Annotated in this window: 15 protein-coding genes; 9 read left to right on the top strand and 6 right to left on the bottom strand. The window is 44.2% G+C overall.

Annotated features, from left to right (window positions below; genetic code table 11):
• Positions 1-134: 134 nt before the first annotated feature.
• From AC1DUD_RS15270 to AC1DUD_RS15255, 4 genes are read right to left on the bottom strand one after another with little or no spacing between them, the layout of a single operon-like run.
• Positions 135-1481 carry an MFS transporter gene (locus tag AC1DUD_RS15270; protein WP_477375763.1) on the bottom strand — a complete coding sequence of 449 codons (1347 nt, stop codon included), beginning with the start codon at positions 1479-1481 and terminating at the stop codon, positions 135-137.
• A 55-nt stretch (positions 1482-1536) separates the two neighbouring features.
• Entirely contained in the window at positions 1537-2349 is an 813-nt protein-coding gene (locus AC1DUD_RS15265; protein WP_477375760.1) for a molybdopterin-dependent oxidoreductase, read from the bottom strand.
• Complete coding sequence (locus AC1DUD_RS15260) at positions 2321-3028, bottom strand: cytochrome b/b6 domain-containing protein (RefSeq protein ID WP_477375758.1); 708 nt, start codon at positions 3026-3028, stop codon at positions 2321-2323. The genes AC1DUD_RS15265 and AC1DUD_RS15260 overlap by 29 nt, the downstream gene beginning before the upstream one ends.
• 38 nt (positions 3029-3066) lie before the next feature.
• Positions 3067-3903, bottom strand: coding sequence for a DUF1223 domain-containing protein (locus AC1DUD_RS15255; RefSeq protein ID WP_477375756.1), 837 nt, complete (start codon positions 3901-3903; stop codon positions 3067-3069).
• A 251-nt stretch (positions 3904-4154) separates the two neighbouring features.
• On the opposite strand from AC1DUD_RS15255, the gene AC1DUD_RS15250 reads away from it, so the two are divergent.
• Positions 4155-4730, top strand: a complete 576-nt coding sequence (locus tag AC1DUD_RS15250) for a sigma-70 family RNA polymerase sigma factor (RefSeq protein WP_477375754.1) — start codon at positions 4155-4157, stop codon at positions 4728-4730.
• A 1-nt stretch (position 4731) separates the two neighbouring features.
• Entirely contained in the window at positions 4732-5007 is a 276-nt protein-coding gene (locus tag AC1DUD_RS15245) for a hypothetical protein (protein WP_477375753.1), read from the top strand.
• A 263-nt stretch (positions 5008-5270) separates the two neighbouring features.
• On the opposite strand, the gene dtd is transcribed toward AC1DUD_RS15245, so the two are convergent.
• Entirely contained in the window at positions 5271-5729 is a 459-nt protein-coding gene (dtd, locus tag AC1DUD_RS15240) for a D-aminoacyl-tRNA deacylase (protein WP_477375751.1), read from the bottom strand.
• A gap of 231 nt (positions 5730-5960) precedes the next feature.
• On the opposite strand from dtd, the gene AC1DUD_RS15235 reads away from it, so the two are divergent.
• Entirely contained in the window at positions 5961-7199 is a 1239-nt protein-coding gene (locus AC1DUD_RS15235; protein ID WP_477375749.1) for a cystathionine gamma-synthase family protein, read from the top strand.
• Between the two features lie 111 nt (positions 7200-7310).
• Positions 7311-8504: a serine hydrolase domain-containing protein gene (locus AC1DUD_RS15230; RefSeq protein ID WP_477375747.1), complete on the top strand. Its 1194-nt coding sequence runs from the start codon at positions 7311-7313 to the stop codon at positions 8502-8504.
• A 193-nt stretch (positions 8505-8697) separates the two neighbouring features.
• On the opposite strand, the gene rsgA is transcribed toward AC1DUD_RS15230, so the two are convergent.
• On the bottom strand, positions 8698-9618 hold the full coding sequence (rsgA, locus tag AC1DUD_RS15225; protein WP_477375745.1) for a ribosome small subunit-dependent GTPase A: 921 nt from the start codon (positions 9616-9618) through the stop codon (positions 8698-8700).
• Between the two features lie 538 nt (positions 9619-10156).
• Here rsgA and thrA point away from each other — a divergent pair.
• The 5 genes from thrA to AC1DUD_RS15200 all read left to right on the top strand — a co-directional run bounded on the left by thrA (position 10157) and on the right by AC1DUD_RS15200 (position 16281).
• On the top strand, positions 10157-12607 hold the full coding sequence (gene thrA, locus AC1DUD_RS15220; protein WP_477375743.1) for a bifunctional aspartate kinase/homoserine dehydrogenase I: 2451 nt from the start codon (positions 10157-10159) through the stop codon (positions 12605-12607).
• A gap of 49 nt (positions 12608-12656) precedes the next feature.
• The gene (locus AC1DUD_RS15215; protein ID WP_477375741.1) at positions 12657-13655 is read left to right on the top strand and encodes a homoserine kinase; all 999 of its coding nucleotides are present in this window, start codon (positions 12657-12659) and stop codon (positions 13653-13655) included.
• 187 nt (positions 13656-13842) lie between these two features.
• Complete coding sequence (gene thrC, locus AC1DUD_RS15210) at positions 13843-15153, top strand: threonine synthase (RefSeq protein ID WP_477375739.1); 1311 nt, start codon at positions 13843-13845, stop codon at positions 15151-15153.
• Between the two features lie 166 nt (positions 15154-15319).
• Positions 15320-15679 carry a hypothetical protein gene (locus AC1DUD_RS15205; protein WP_477375737.1) on the top strand — a complete coding sequence of 120 codons (360 nt, stop codon included), beginning with the start codon at positions 15320-15322 and terminating at the stop codon, positions 15677-15679.
• Complete coding sequence (locus AC1DUD_RS15200; protein WP_477375735.1) at positions 15676-16281, top strand: HAD family hydrolase; 606 nt, start codon at positions 15676-15678, stop codon at positions 16279-16281. Before AC1DUD_RS15205 ends, AC1DUD_RS15200 begins: the two co-directional genes overlap by 4 nt.
• Positions 16282-16299: the final 18 nt, after the last annotated feature.

Genomic DNA, 16299 nt, shown 5'->3' with positions numbered 1-16299 from the left:
TGGGGCGGTGCTGGCTTGTAGCTTCCGTGAACCCAAGGTCACCCAACGATCTTTTGCATTCCGTAAAACTTGAGCTAAGAAAAGGAATGGTTATGTTACTGAAGAAATGAAGCGATTCTTTCTAACGATCCTGATCAACCATTCTCCTCACCCTCCCTAAACCTGCTAAAAAAAACAATAGCCATCAAGCAAAGTATGCAGCCGCAAATACCATTCAGGCGCAGGCCATAATCATTGCCGGGGTCTTTGCCGTAAACCGTTAAAAAGGCAAACAATGCAATCCCCAGTGTTTGGCCAAGCTTTACAAACAGGTATTTAACTGCGAAAAACATGCCTTCCCGGTTTTCGCCGGTACGCTTGGCATCGTTCTGGGCAATTTCAGCAAGAATGGCGTTAGGCAAAATACCCAGCGATGCCAACGGAAATGAAGCACTAATAACCAGGGTGTAGATCTGCAGCTCCGGTGTCAGTGGAAGTTTACCCAGGAAAAATATCGCCACAAAAATCAAACTCAATAACCCGAACGAAAAAAGTACAATAGGTTTTTTGCCGATCTTTTGTGACAGGTAATTAACCAGCGGGTAAAACAACAACGATACCAATACCATAGTAGCCATAAGTTCCCCTCCCATAGATTCGGGCAGGTTTAACAACGATTTCAAAAAAAATAACAAACCGCTTGATATAATGCTTAATGCCATATAGTATGAAAAATCAGATATCAGATAGTATTTGAAATTCCGGTTCTGAAAAGTCTTTTGTATAGCAGGCCATAGCGATAAGTGCGAAGGGTGACCGTTGGAATAATGCTTTTCGTCAAGTGCAAATATAGGTACCAGCATTACCAGCCCGGCAAAAACAGCAAGCCCCCAAATGGTATATTGCACAGCGGTATCACGATTGGCTATCCCGGCAAAGCGCTGTACCCAGTCGGCAAAGTTATTGACCATGGCCGATAAGATAATACCGATCACAAACCCCACCTGCTGTAATGACGATAGTTTAACCCGCTCGCGGCCTGTGTGGGTAAGCTCGGGCAGCAAGGCATTATATGGGATAATATAGGCAGTAGCACCCATAAAAAAACAAATAAGCGTAAATGTAAGCCAGTAAGCATTGTGGATACTTTCGCCTTTTACCATTGGGCAAAAAGTTAAGCCGCAAAATAAAACGGCAGGCAAAATAGCCCATTGCATGTAGGGGATACGCCGCCCGCGCCGGTTTTCGCTCTTATCACTTAGCGAGGCAATAAAGGGGTCAAAAAAAGCATCCACCAAACGGCCGGAAGCTGTAATTACAGACATGATGTTGAACAGACCAAAAAGTAACAGTTGAGGTACCAGCGGTGTAAGCCCTGCATTGTTTGGCGGCAGGTAAAAGTAAGGCAACATCACGATGATAATATTGGTCATGATGCTCCACCCTATCATTCCGCAGGCATAAGCAAGCTGTTTGGAAAGTGGTAGTTTGTCGGCTGGCATCTAATGCAATATGCAAATATTACATTACATATAATGCTGTTCTCAACCTCAATTTTTACAACCCTGCATAATAATCATACCCTTGCTCGGCCCAGTAGTCGCGGGGGCGGATATTGCTAAAGTTGATGCTCCCTATCCGCTTTAAATTCTTAATTCCATATTTAACCGGGATAATAAGCCGCAGCGGCGCGCCGTGTTTTGGCGGCAAAGGCTTTTCATTTACCTCATAAGCCAGCAGGGTTTGCGGGTGCATAGCACTTGGCATATCAACGCCAACGTAATATTCTTTATCCGGGGTTTCCATGCCCACATATCCAAACTCCGTCTCCGCATCGAGCTTAAAGTGCGTAATAAAATCGCTGAATTTTACGCCGCCCCAGTGCGAAATCTGGTCCCAGCCTTCTACACACTTAAAATCATAAATGATCTCTGTTTTGGGAAGTTTTCTTATCTCGTCAATACTGATGTGCAATATTTCGCCATTGTTTTTTTTGACAGACAGTTTCCAGGCATCTACATCAATCAACCCCTCCGAACCGATATCACTGTTATGGCGCACTACTTTAGCGGCCATTTCTTTAGGATAGGTTTTTACCAGGTTTTTATTGCTGTATAACTGCCGTACCACCTTTTCATTGGCATTAAGCACGGCACGTAACGGCCTGTGTGCCTCTGCCGTGATACCTGGCACTTCCTCCGGCGAGGTGTAAAGCCATCGCCATCCGCCATAAGCGGCACTTCCCAGCGCAAGGAAACTGCCGAAAGAGATAAAATTGCGGCGGCTGATCTTCTGTTCAACAGTAAGCTCCTTTTTAGGAGCTTTATTTTTACTAAAAACCTTACTCGGCTTTTTGGTTAGTTTCATCATTTTGAATTTGAATAAGGGGTTGTGACTTTTCATCAATTACCTCAAAACCAGAGATCACCGATTTGAAATTATTCCAGCCGGCAAGTACTACCTGAACAACATGAACCAAGAAAAACAGCACATAGCCAATAGTGAGCACAAAATGCCAGATGCGGGCCAGGTGGTACCCTCCGCAGATCCATGCCAGATAATTAAACTGTACCGGTTTGTAAATAGCCAGCCCGGTTATCAGCGAGCCAAAGCCCATTATTATAATGGCCGTATAAGCGATACGCTGGGCCGCGTTATATTTATTTTGAGGAGGCGCCATTTTGCGGATGTGCAGGTCATGCAGTACAACCAGCCAGGCTTCTTTAAACGAATGCCTGTTTGGTACCAGCTCACGCCACTGGCCTGATATAATGGTGTACATTACATATAAAAAGCCGTTGAGCGCAAAAAACCACATAAACAAAAAATGGAAGGCCATACCCTCGGCCAGCCGCCTGGGAATATGCAACGCGTCATAAAAACCCTGCGGAAAAAACCGGATAAATGTAACGCCGAAAATGGTAAACGTATAAGTATCATTAGCCCAGTAAATGAGCAGCCCGCTCCAGATCATAATGGTTAGGATTGGGAAATTTACCCAATGCGTCCAGCGCATTAACAGGGGGTGTTTTTCTTTAATTGCTTTCATTTAATTGATCTTATGCTGTTCGGCACAGACAGTTTTAATTATTGTATGTTTTTAGCTTCCTGTTGGCTCCCGGCTGCTGCCACTTCAAACTGACTTTTTGATGCGGCCAACACTACACCGTTATCAGTGTTTTGAATAAAGCCTATTACTTCCCAACCCGGACCATCAAACCCTGCCGGCAAGATAATAGTTGCGCTGCCGGTGCTTTTGATCAGTGGCAAAGTTTGCAGGTTACGAACGATTTGTGCATGGATAAGTGTGCGGCCGCCATTTTCACCGCCTTTAACTTTTATCACCGCTTGTTTTTGTACCAGGGCCAGTGATATTACGCTATGTGCGTTTCCGACATTTCCTTCAGTTCTGTATTGTACTAATGTGGTATTATTGGCATTGTGGATAATACTAAGATTTAACCGAACATTACTGTTTACCAGTAAGTTATTTTTGATAGCGTTCCGCAAAGCGCCCTCCTGCGAGCCTACAAATTCTGTTTTACCATTAACCACTATCTGCGGCGTGTAAACCTGCGACAGCTTTAGCCATCGGGCGTATTCATTTTGCCGCTTTGAATAATCGGCACTGCTAAAAGCATCTTTCCAGCCAAGGCGGTCCCAGTAATCAACATGATAGGCCAAAATGTAAATGGGTTTATCGCCAGCTTCTTTCTGAACTTTAGCTACCAGCTCGTCTGCCGGCGGGCAGCTTGAACAACCCTCGGAAGTAAATAATTCAACCAGCGCGAAGCCTTTATTATTGTATTTAAAATCATCTTCTTTACCGTTTTTAGCCGCACTTTTACAGCTAATAAAAGCCGCTGAAATAATTATCGAACATATAAAAAACAGCACAAGTGCCAATAACTTGATCTTTTTCATTTTATCCAGATTGAATGATATACATTTTTATGCCTTTGTCGGGTTTATGGGGATAACCTTACAACAAATTTAACTTTTTCTTGGCTGATATAAATACCTACACAATAATCTCATTATCAACACATATAATGCAAATTCATCATTAATATAAAGGCATCTTTTTAAAAAAAATGCTCCTTCTGAGCTTATTTTTGTAAGGATTAAGACTTGCGCCCGACTAACAAAGCTATTATAATGGCATACTACATTTCATGACAACCGAAACTACCGTATTAAACCCTCATAAATGGGTGTCCTCCTACGCCGATTACCTGTACATGTACGCCATTGTGCGTATTAATGACAAGGACATAGCTAAAGACCTTGTGCAGGAAACTTTCCTGGCGGCACTTGAAAAGGTTGACAGGTTTGAGGGCAAAAGCACCGAACGAACGTGGCTTACCGCCATCCTTAAAAACAAAATTGTAGATGTATACCGCAAAAAGTCATCGGGTTTGGCTATAGCTTCGGCCAGCAAAGCGGCGCAGGAGCAGGATGAGTTTTTTGAGGAAGATAACGGTCACTGGAAAGCAGCGTACGCTCCGCAACCAATTGCCGGGATGGATGAGCAGGATCCCTTATTAAAAAAAGAATTGAACGGCATACTTCAAAAGTGCCTGCAAAAGCTACCTGCGCTATGGAACGCGGTTTTTACCATGAAACACATTGATGATGTGGCTACCGAAAATATCTGCACCGAACTGCATGTTACCCAGGCCAACTTTTGGGTTATCATTCACCGGGCAAAGGTTAACCTGAGGGCATGCCTTCAAAAAAACTGGAATTAAAATGAGCTACTTAAATAAAATCATATATAACTGCAAGAAAGCTACTTTCCTGATCGAAAAAAAGCAGCTTGACCGACTTAGCTTTCGCGAGGAAATGGAACTGAGGATTCACCTGGCCGGTTGTGGTATGTGCGTATTATACAACAAGCAAAGCCGTGTTATTAATCATATGGTGCAGCAACTATTTCAGGATTCGCTGAAGAATGAGTTGAAATTGGATGATGCTTTTAAAGCTGATTTGCAAGCGAGGATTGAAGAGGGGTTGGGTAGTAAGTAGATTGGTTAAAAGCAGCTGTCGTGCGAGTTGTTTAAATACGTTGGTCTCGGAAGATGAATGACAAAAAACGGCCTGTCACCCTGAGTCTGTCGAAGGGTCGCGCACAGAGGCCCTGCCCACCATGCTTCGACAGGCTCAGCATGACACCCATTTTTAATTGAACGAAGTTTCTTCTTTCCCTTCTATAACAGCTCTGCTTATCGAAGAAGATCCTTTGTTCCTCAGAATGACAACAACCATCTAAAAACATCTCGTTAAAAATGCTAATGATTATCCCTATCCTTCGTATCCATTATAATAGTTACCGGCCCGTCATTCAATAAATTGATCTTCATATCCGCACCAAAAATACCTGTGGCCACTTTTTTGCCGGTTAATGTTTCAAGCGTTTGGATCATCTGCTCATATATGGGAATAGCCTTATCAGGCTTAGCGGCCCTTAAAAAAGACGGACGATTTCCTTTTTTGGTCTGTGCGAAAAGGGTAAACTGGGAAATCAGCAATATACTCCCGTCAACATCGGCAAGGGCTTTGTTCATGAGGCCGTTCTCATCGCCAAAAATCCGCATACCAACTATTTTATTGGCCAGCCATTGCAGATCTTCTGCGGTGTCGGCATCTTCAATTCCCAATAACACCAAAAAGCCGGCGGCTATTTCACCTGTGACATTTCCATCAACAGTACAGCTTGCCTGGGTAACACGTTGTAGTACAGCTCTCATATATTTTTACACGAATTCCATTTATATCGGCCACAATTTAGGTGAATTTCACCAATCCCATCTCTGATGCAATATATTTTGTGTGATCGGATCATATTGTAACCCTCATAAAAGCATTCGTGTCAAATCGATATCATTCGTGCAATTAGTGTCAATTCCATTCGTGTAATTAGTGTGTAATTAATTAAGTTCGCAACCGCTATTATGTATATCTAATTAATAGGATAAAAAATGAGTACCAAAAGAGGCTTCACTACTACCATATTACATGCCGACCGCCTTGGCAAACCCGAGCATGGTTCATTACACAAACCTATCCACACTTCGGTAACCTACGGGCACGAAGATGTACAGGATTTGGTTGATATTTTCCAGAACAAAAAGAGCGGTTATGCTTATTCGCGCCAGGGTAACCCTACCGTTACCGCTTTGGAGCAAAAGGTAACCCAAATGGAACATGGTGTATCCAGCATCGCTTTCTCAACCGGTATGGCCGCTATTTCGGCAACGGTAATGGCACTTATTAAAGGTACCGACCATATTGTGGCCAGCTCGTTCCTGTTTGGTAACAGCCGCAGCATTTTTCAAACGTTTATTGATATGGGTATCAGCATTGATTTTGTTGATGCTACCTCTGTTGATAATGTACGCGCAGCAATAAAAGAAAACACCCGCATGGTGTTTGTTGAAACCATTGCCAACCCCGCCACTCAAATTGCCGATCTTAAAAACCTTGGCGACCTGTGCGAGGAAAAAGGAATTTTATACGTGGTTGATAATACCATGACCTCACCATACCTATTTAATCCGGTTAACGTGAAAGCCAGTTTGGTTATTAACTCGTTAACTAAATATATTGGCGGTCACGGCAATGCCCTTGGTGGTGCTGTAACCAATACAGGCTTGTTTGATTGGTCAAATTATCCCAACATTTTTCCCGGCTTCAAAGCAACCGTAAAACCCGATGCCCTGGGCATGACCCAGATCCGCAAGAAGGGCTTGCGTGATGCCGGCGGTACTTTATCGCCAGAAGCTGCGCACAGCATTTCTGTTGGAGCCGAAACACTGGCACTGCGCCTTGACCGCGCTTGCAGCAACGCATTGGCGCTGGCTAAATATTTCGACAATCACCCAAAAGTGAAAAAAGTATTTTATCCTGGTGTTGAATCGCACCCGCAGCATGCGTTGGCAGGCGAGCTGTTTTCTCGTTATGGTGGACTCATGAGCATCGAGCTTGACGAAAGTATTGATTGCCTGGCATTTTTAAACAAGCTGAAACTGGTTGTGAAATCAAGTAACCTTGGCGATACCCGTACGCTGGCTATCCCAGTTGCGCAAACCATTTTCTTTGAGCTTGGTGCCGAGCGCCGCGCCGAAATGGGCATCCCCGAAAGCATGATCCGTCTGTCTATTGGAATTGAAGACCTTGAGGATTTGCTTGAGGATTTCAAGACCGCTTTAGGCGAATAAGTATCAGGGCCTTGTGAATATCACAAGGCCTTTTTTATTTAAAGGAACTTTAAAAACATAATTTTGATTGATCAATAGGGGTTTATATATTCTTTGTTGTAATATAGATATATGAAAACCTATAAAACCTTGAAAACACTTCTTTTAGCTGTAACCTTCGCGCTGTTATCAAACGCCATTAAAGCGCAAACCACCTCGGATTCATTAACCATTAAACTACAACAGGCATTTACGCAGGAAAGCCTCCCCGGCATGTATGTAATCATGACCGATGCCGGCAAAACTACCTATTCACATAGTTTTGGTTATGCTGATATTGCTGGCCAGGTTCCCTATTCGGCAAGTACAATTCAAAACATTGGCTCGGTAAGTAAAACATTTATTGCCGTTGCATTGATGAAAGCCATCGAACTAAAATATTTTACTTTAGAAACCGATATTAATGACGTTTTGCCTTTCAAAGTAAACAACCCGAACGACCCAAATGGCAAAATAACCATCAGGGAATTAACCAACCACACATCGGGTATTATCGATAACCCTGAAATTTATCGCTATTGTTACCATTTTTACCCTAAACTACGAGCGTACGACAGTGTATCAATAAGCACCCTAAACCAGATGGGCTTTGGCGATAAACTAAAGGATACTACCGTAGCGCAGTTCATGTACAATTACCTGGCTCCGCAAGGCCAATATTACAGCAAGGCCAATTTTGGCGACGGGCCGGCAGGTGGCACTTCATCATACAGTAATATTGGTTCGGCACTGGTTGCTTATCTGATCGAGCTCAAATCCGGACTTTCGTACGCGGATTTTACCCAAAAATATATTCTGAAACCGTTAAAGATGGATCATTCAGGCTGGCATATTTCAGATATAGATTTAAAGAAACACGCCTATTTATATCTTGACCCAAAAAACCGATTCCCATTATATGACCTGGTTACCTATCCCGATGGCGGCTTAAAAACTTCGCCCGAAGATTTGAGCAAATATTTAGTGGCCATCAGCAGGCATGATAAAAAGTTGCTGACCGAAGCTTCGTACCAGGCTATGTTTACCGCGCAGTTCAGCAAAGAACATCCACCTAAAAACATTAATTTAAGCTACCGCAATAAAGGCATTTTCTGGAATTTATACACCAATGGTACTATAGGGCATGACGGTGATGATCCGGGTGTTGGTACTTATTTATTCTTTAACACGACCACAGGTAAAGGCGGCTTGTTTTTATGCAATAAGTATTTACCTAATAAACAGGCTATTGTTGATGTGCTGGTAAAGGAAGCGGCGAAGAAGTAAGAGTATCAATAAAAATTTGTCATTTCGACCATCGGGAGAAATCTTATGCATCATGCTGAGCGAACTATACAGTCGGTTTACATGGTGTATAAGATTTCTCTTTCGCTCCGACACACTATCCACCTCTGCTCTATCGAAATGACAAGAGTTGCGTTTTTTCTTGTCTCCTGATTCTAAAAGTCTTGACTCTTACTTAGGCTCTTGTATCATTACCATGATAAATGCTCAGGTAACTTTCATAGCGGGACAGGGTTATCTCTCCTTCTTCCAAAGCTTCGAGCACGGCGCAGCCGGGCTCATTGATGTGGCGGCAATTGTTAAAACGGCATTGGTTCATGCGTTCGCGCATTTCGGGGAAGAAATGGCCAAGCTCCTGTTTCTCAATGTCGATAACACCCAGTTCGCGGATGCCGGGGGTATCGATGATGAAACCGCCTTGCGGCAATTCGAACATTTCGGCAAAGGTGGTGGTGTGCATGCCCTTATCGCTCCAGTCGGATACCATATTGGTGCGCAGTTCCAGTTCGGGCAACAGCGCGTTGATCAGGCTTGATTTGCCTACGCCCGAGTGACCGGAGAACAGGGTTACCTTATCCTTCAACAAATCCTGTACCTGGCTGATATTAGTACCCTCAATGGCCGATACCTCAAAGCAGGGATAGCCGATATCTTCATAAATAGCTTTATAATCGGCCAATACTTCCAGGCCTTCATCGCTGAACAAGTCAAGTTTATTAAATACTAATCTTGCAGGGATATCGTAAGCTTCGGCAGTAACCAAAAAGCGGTCGATAAAACCAAGGGAGGTACGTGGCGAGGCCAGCGTAACTACCAGAATGGCCTGATCAAGATTGGCGGCAATGATTTGCGCCTGCTTGCTCAGGTTAATAGACTTGCGAATGATATAGTTTTTGCGTTGATGCAGGTTGGTGATAATACCATCTTCGCGATCAGGCTCCATTTCAAAATCAACGATATCGCCAACAGCAATAGGATTGGTGGTGGTGATACCTTTTATACGAAACTTGCCCTTGATGCGGCAATCTATCTTTTGCCCATCGGGTGTTTGTACCTGGTACCAGCTTCCGGTTGATTTTGTTATTAGTCCGTGCATATTATCAAGGTTCAAAAGTAGCAAATTAAATTCATTGCGGATTTTTGGCATCAGACACTTATTCTACCGTCATTGCGAGGCACGAAGCAATCCCCAATAGGCAGAGCCACTATACAGGTTCGCTCTGTACAGTCGGGGATTGCTTCGTGCCTTGCAATGACGATTCTATTTTTTAATTAGAATCCAGACTTACGAAGCTTTTTAAATTTCGTAAGCCTTAAATATACGGCTACTGATAAAACCTTTTACTTATTCTCCTCATTATCAAACCCATCATTTACCCACCCGGTCGCCTGATAATTATTGCGAAAATCATAATTTGTAAAATAATCCTTGCGTATTCAAAAATAATCTACTTACTTTACAGACATTATATATGACAATTAACAACACCATTATTACAACTATTATTACCACCGGCATAAACCTCGGAGGAAGATAATCGTATGGTGTAAAACATAAAAAATGAAAACCAGATGAAAGCCTTCCTCCGCAAAGAGGAAGGCTTTTTTGTTATAGCTTGATACTAAACCCATAAATGAAAGTTTTAAAATTCGGAGGTACTTCCGTTGGATCTGTAAGCAGCATCCAAACCCTGTTAAGCATCCTGAAGGATGAAGTAAAAAATGATGAAAAACCAGTGGTGGTATTATCTGCCATGGGCGGTGTAACCAATCTGCTCTCGGCTATGGCCGAAGACGCAGCCAACGGTATTGAATTTACCGCCGGGCTTGCCGAGCTTGAAAAACGCCATTTTGATGCCGTGAAAGCTTTGCTTGATGTGCAAAATCAAAACCCGGCCCTCACCCGCTTGAAAATTCACTTCAACCAACTGGAAGAATTGCTGCAGGGCGTACTTACGCTCCGCGAGCTTACCCCGAAAACACGCGACCAGGTGCTGGCCTTTGGCGAGCGCTGCTCAACCCTGATGGTGAGCAAAATTGCGGCCCAGCATTTTGGCGATGTACTTTTTGTTGATGCCGCCGATGTGATCAAAACCGACAGTGCCTTCGGCAACGCCAAAGTAAACACCGAACTTTCAGAAAGACTGATACAAGGCCTTTACACAGAAAACAAAGGCAAAACCCTCATTGTTACTGGTTTTATTGCAGGTAATGATGCCGGACAAACCACCACTTTAGGTCGTGGTGGTTCAGATTATACTGCTGCCATTTTCGGCGCTGCATTAAACGCCCAGGAAATCCAGATCTGGACAGACGTTAACGGTATGATGACTGCCGATCCCCGCATGGTAAAAAAAGCGTTCTCGTTAACTGAGCTTACTTATACCGAAGCGATGGAACTATCCTACTTCGGTGCCAAGGTGATCTATCCGCCAACCATGATCCCGGCATTTTTAAAGAAAATTCCTATCGTGATCAAAAACACCTTCGAGCCGGAGTTTGAAGGTACCGTGATCCGTCATGATTGCAAGGCCTCTACCCTGCCAATCAAAGGGATTTCATCTATCAACAATATCAGCATCCTCAACTTAGAGGGCAGCGGCATGGTTGGTAAATCGGGCTTTAGCGGCAGGCTGTTCTCCCTACTTGCCCGCGAGCAGATCAACGTGATCCTGATCACCCAATCATCATCTGAACATAGCATTACCTTCGCGGTACAACCGCAGGATACAGAACGTGCAAAGCAGGTTATAGAACAGGAATTTGAACTGGAGCTTGCTGCCAAAAAACTGGAGCATCTGGTTATCGAAAAAAGCCTTGCTATCCTCGCTATAGTAGGCGAAAACATGAAACAAACGCCGGGTATGTCGGGCAAGTTGTTCCACGCGCTTGGCCGTAATGGTGTTAACGTAAGAGCTATAGCACAGGGCTCGTCAGAATATAATATCTCGGTGATCATCTCCGCAAATGATCTTTCAAAAGCACTGAACGCCGTGCATGATGCCTTCTTTGTACAGCTTACCAAAACCCTGCATGCATTTTGCTTAGGTACCGGTAACATTGGCAAAACGTTGTTCAACCAATTAAATGCCCACAGCGATTACTTAAAAGATAATAACGGCATCCAGGTTAAAATAGCCGGCATCAGCAATACCCGCAAAATGACTTTTAACAGTGATGGTATTTCTTTAGATACCTGGCAGGATGACATACAATCGTCTCCTTACGAGGCCGATCTGCAATCGTTCATCAACCGGATGAAAGAAATGAACCTGCCCAACTGTGTGTTCATTGATAATACGGCAAGTCCGGTTCCAATAGGTTTTTATGAGGAGATCTTTAAAGCCAACATCTCGGTGATCACCTGTAATAAAATAGGCAACTCGGGCAGTTACAAACAATACCGCACATTTAAAGATACCGCACGTGCGCATGGTGTTGATTTCTTTTATGAAACCAACGTTGGTGCCGGTCTGCCTATCATCAATACCCTTAAAAACCTGATGAACAGCGGCGACAGGGTACAACGGATCGAGGCAATACTTTCGGGCACTATTTCGTTCATTTTTAATAACTTTAAGGGTGATGCCAGTTTCCACGATGTGGTTAAAGAGGCCCAGGAAAAAGGCTATACCGAACCCGATCCACGCGATGACCTGAGCGGTAAGGATTTTATGCGCAAAATGCTCATCCTTGCCCGCGATGCTGGTTACCCAATGGAAGAAGCCGACGTTGAAATAGAAAGCGTATTGCCAAAAGCCAGCCTTGAAGCCAAAACCGTTGAAGATTTTTACGCAACATTAAAAACCGAAGACGCGCATTTTGCCAAACTAAAAGATGCGGCCGAAAAAGACGGAAAGGTATTGCGCTACATTGGCAAACTGGAAAACGGCAAGGTGACTATCACCCTGCAAATGGTTGATGAAAATCACCCGTTCTACATGCTATCGGGCAGTGATAATATCATATCATTCACTACCGACAGGTACCGCGAGCGCCCACTGGTTGTAAAAGGCCCCGGCGCAGGTGCCGAAGTAACCGCCGCAGGCGTATTTGCTGATTTAATAAATGTAGGCGCGAATTAAGTTGCCCCCTAACCCCCTAAAGAGGGAACAATAGTTTGATATTTTTAACATGGAAAATAATTTAGAGGAATTAAAAGCAGCCCCGCAAGCGGCTCCCCTTTCGGGGAACAGGGGGCGCGACAGCATCCACGTTTTTGCTCCGGCAACTGTAGCCAACGTGGTTTGCGGTTTTGATGTGCTGGGCTTTGCGGTTGATGAACCCGGCGACGAGGTGATCATGCGTGTGACCGGCAAACCTGGCATCACTATTAGTAAAATTACAGGCGATGACGGTCGCCTGCCACTTGATCCGGCAAAAAATACCGTGAGTGTTAGCGTACAGCATTACCTGCAAAGCGTTGGCCGTGCTGATATTGGTTTAGATATCGAGTTGCATAAAAAAATGCCAATAGGCAGTGGTTTGGGTTCAAGCTCGGCCAGTACGGTTGCGGGGTTGTTTGCCATCAAAACTTTATTGGGCGATGATTCCGACCCAATAAAACTGTTACCTTTTGCTATGAAGGGCGAAGAAATGGCTTGCGGTCATGGTCATGCTGATAACGTTGCCCCTGCCCTGTTCGGTGGTTTTGTGTTGATCCGCAGTTATGAGCCGCTTGATGTGGTAAGGTTGCCGCACCCTAAAAACCTGTGGTGCGCTATTGTATTTCCGGATGTAGATGTACCTACAAGGGAAGCCCGCCAGATCATCCGCAAAAACATCCAGATGAAGGATGCCGTAACCCAGTGGGGTAATATTGCCGGCTTGGTAAGTGGCTTGTTCATGCAGGATATCGACCTGATCGGTCGCAGCATGAAGGATGTACTTGTTGAACCGGTACGCTCCATGCTGATCCCCGATTTTTATAAAATGCGCGAAATGGCTATGGAACTTGGCGCAGTAAGCTTTGGAATCTCCGGCTCAGGCCCATCTGTTTTTGCATTCACCAGAGATGAAGCAACAGCCCGAAGCATTACTCAAAAATTACAGCAGCATTTAACCGGTTTAAAAATTGGCTCCAACAGTTACGTATCAACTATCAATGACGCGGGGCCAAAGGTTTTGGGATAGTCCTGAGTCTGAAGTTAGGAGCCGAATGTTTTAAGTCAAAAACTATAAAAAGCACGTCATTGCGAGGCACGAAGCAATCCCCGATAAGCAGGTCCGCCCTGTATAGTTCGCGATTGCTTCGTACCTCGCAATGACGGGTGCAGAAAAAATAAATCCGAAATCGAAATTCCGAAATCCGAAATCAAAAATGAAACTCTACAGTACCAATAACACCTTATCCGAAGTATCTTTTAAAGACGCCGTTTTTAACAGCATGCCGCAGGATAAAGGCTTGTATATGCCCTATAGCATCCCCCGCTTGGATGATGATTTTATCAATAACCTTGATAAATATAACTTGCCCGAAATTGCTTTCAAAGTAGCCCAAAACCTGCTTGGTGATTCTATTCCAGAAGCTGATCTGAAAGCACTGATTGATGATGCTATTAATTTCCCGGCCCCCATCGTAAAGCTGGAAGACAATGTTTATGTACTGGAGTTGTTCCACGGCCCATCGCTGGCATTCAAGGATTTTGGCGCCCGTTTTATGAGCCGTGTAATGAGCTATTTCCTTGAAGCCGGTGAAAAACAGCTTGACGTATTGGTTGCCACCAGCGGCGATACAGGCGGTGCCGTAGCCCTTGGCTTTTTGGGCGTACCTAATACCCGTGTTACTATCCTTTACCCTAAAGGCAAAGTGAGCGGCGTGCAGGAACAGCAGCTAACCACCAACGGCCAAAACATCCGTGCACTTGAGGTAGACGGCACTTTCGACGATTGCCAGGCACTGGTGAAACAGGCTTTTGTTGATGAAGAACTGAACGAAAAATTCCGTCTTACATCGGCAAACTCCATCAATATAGCACGATTGGTTCCGCAAACTTTTTATTACTTTAATGCTTATGCCCAACTGTTAAGGCAGGGCATCAAAAAAGTAGTATTCTCGGTACCAAGCGGTAACTTCGGTAATATCGGCGCTGGCCTGTTAGCCTGGAAAATGGGCTTACCTGTCGAAAAATTTATCGCGGCCACCAACGTTAATGATACCGTGCCAGAGTTTTTAAAAACCGGCGTTTACCAGCCAAAACCATCGGTAGCAACGCTATCTAACGCAATGGATGTTGGTAACCCAAGCAACTGGGTACGCATTGCTGATCTGTTTAAAAACGATACCGAAGCGCTGAAAGAGCTCGTAGTTGGTTTTAAATATGATGACGAAGAAACAGTAAAAGCCATCAACTGGGTATTTGATAATTATAATTATGTGGCATGCCCTCATACCGCTATAGCCTGGCAGGCCCTAACCGATTACAAACAGGACCATGCTGCTGTTGATACTGCCGGTGTATTCCTTTCAACTGCGCACCCTTGTAAATTCCCTGATGTTTTCAGCGATGAGGTAGCAGCCAAAATTGAAGTGCCCGAACAGGTAAAAGAACTGGAATCAAAAACCAAACAAGCTGTAGCCATCAGTAAAGATTTTGCTGATTTTAAAGGCTACCTTTTAGGGGTAGATTAATTTCAGTATTTTTAGATGCTGGAAAACCACAAACCACCACGTAATTGCGAGGTACGAAGCAATCGCGAACTATACAGAGCGAACCTGCTGATCGGGGATTGCTTCGTACCTCGCAATGACGGGTGGATTAAACGTGGTTTTATAGCTTTCAATACCGAAACATAAAATGCTCAACAAAACCTCATTGATATTTACCTGCCTTGTGGCAGTTTGCCTAACTGCCTGCAGCCGTAAACAAAAGTTTGATCGTGATAAATGGGACGATGGTGATGGACTTACCTTTGCCTACCGCCCCGGTATGGTTGAAGATCTTATCGCCAGCAAGCAACTCAATGGTCTTAAATATCAAAAGGTGATCCACCTGCTTCACCGGCCGCAATTAAGCAGTAAGGACAGTATGGTGTATGATCTTGACCGTCAGTACAAAGCAGGTACGTTGATCTCATCATCAAGCCTCGTTATCTTCCTGAAAGATTCGGTAGTTACTAAGGCCGAAGTGCACGAGATACATGCTAAGAAGAAATGATCAACACTATAATATTTGACTTGGGGGCCGTTTTAATTGACTGGAACCCGCATTACCTATACCGCAGCCTGTTTACCGATGAGCAGGAAATGAAAGACTTCCTGACCAATATCTGCACTTCCGACTGGAACGAGGAACAGGACGCGGGCCGGGCCTTACAGTATGGGACAGACCTGCTTGTAGCTCAATATCCGGAACATGAGGCTAATATCCGCGCCTTTTATTCTCGGTGGGTAGAGATGCTTGGCGAGCCGTTGCATGGTACTTTAGAGCTCTTTAGGCAATTGAAAGTAAGCGGCAAGTATAAGATCTATGCATTAACCAATTGGTCGGCCGAAACTTTTCCCTTCGCTTTAGAGCGCTACGATTTTTTAAACTGGTTTGATGGCATTGTAATGTCTGGCGCCGAAAAAATGCGTAAGCCTGCTCCTGCTTTTTACCAGCTCTTGCTTGATCGTTATGACGTAAAAGCTGCCGAAGCTTTATTTATAGATGATAACTATCGTAATATTTTAGCAGCGGAAAAGATGGGGATTAAAAGCATTCACTTTACTTCGGCAGAGGCATTGGAAGAAGAGTTAAAAGGGTTGGAGGTATTGTAACATGCTATTATCCACCAC

The organism is Mucilaginibacter sp. P4_A11 (assembly GCF_056402535.1).
The sequence above is the reverse complement of the archived record's forward strand: the minus strand, read 5'-3'. Positions and strand labels throughout refer to the sequence as shown.

Coding starts and splice junctions, on each gene's coding strand:
- AC1DUD_RS15230 (WP_477375747.1), top strand. CDS start 7,311: ATGAAAACCTATAAAACCTTGAAAACACTTCTTTTAGCTGTAACCTTC.
- thrA (WP_477375743.1), top strand. CDS start 10,157: ATGAAAGTTTTAAAATTCGGAGGTACTTCCGTTGGATCTGTAAGCAGC.
- AC1DUD_RS15205 (WP_477375737.1), top strand. CDS start 15,320: ATGCTCAACAAAACCTCATTGATATTTACCTGCCTTGTGGCAGTTTGC.
- AC1DUD_RS15250 (WP_477375754.1), top strand. CDS start 4,155: ATGACAACCGAAACTACCGTATTAAACCCTCATAAATGGGTGTCCTCC.
- AC1DUD_RS15215 (WP_477375741.1), top strand. CDS start 12,657: ATGGAAAATAATTTAGAGGAATTAAAAGCAGCCCCGCAAGCGGCTCCC.
- dtd (WP_477375751.1), bottom strand. CDS start 5,729: ATGAGAGCTGTACTACAACGTGTTACCCAGGCAAGCTGTACTGTTGAT.
- AC1DUD_RS15265 (WP_477375760.1), bottom strand. CDS start 2,349: ATGATGAAACTAACCAAAAAGCCGAGTAAGGTTTTTAGTAAAAATAAA.
- AC1DUD_RS15245 (WP_477375753.1), top strand. CDS start 4,732: ATGAGCTACTTAAATAAAATCATATATAACTGCAAGAAAGCTACTTTC.
- AC1DUD_RS15200 (WP_477375735.1), top strand. CDS start 15,676: ATGATCAACACTATAATATTTGACTTGGGGGCCGTTTTAATTGACTGG.
- AC1DUD_RS15235 (WP_477375749.1), top strand. CDS start 5,961: ATGAGTACCAAAAGAGGCTTCACTACTACCATATTACATGCCGACCGC.
- AC1DUD_RS15255 (WP_477375756.1), bottom strand. CDS start 3,903: ATGAAAAAGATCAAGTTATTGGCACTTGTGCTGTTTTTTATATGTTCG.
- AC1DUD_RS15260 (WP_477375758.1), bottom strand. CDS start 3,028: ATGAAAGCAATTAAAGAAAAACACCCCCTGTTAATGCGCTGGACGCAT.
- AC1DUD_RS15270 (WP_477375763.1), bottom strand. CDS start 1,481: ATGCCAGCCGACAAACTACCACTTTCCAAACAGCTTGCTTATGCCTGC.
- rsgA (WP_477375745.1), bottom strand. CDS start 9,618: ATGCACGGACTAATAACAAAATCAACCGGAAGCTGGTACCAGGTACAA.
- thrC (WP_477375739.1), top strand. CDS start 13,843: ATGAAACTCTACAGTACCAATAACACCTTATCCGAAGTATCTTTTAAA.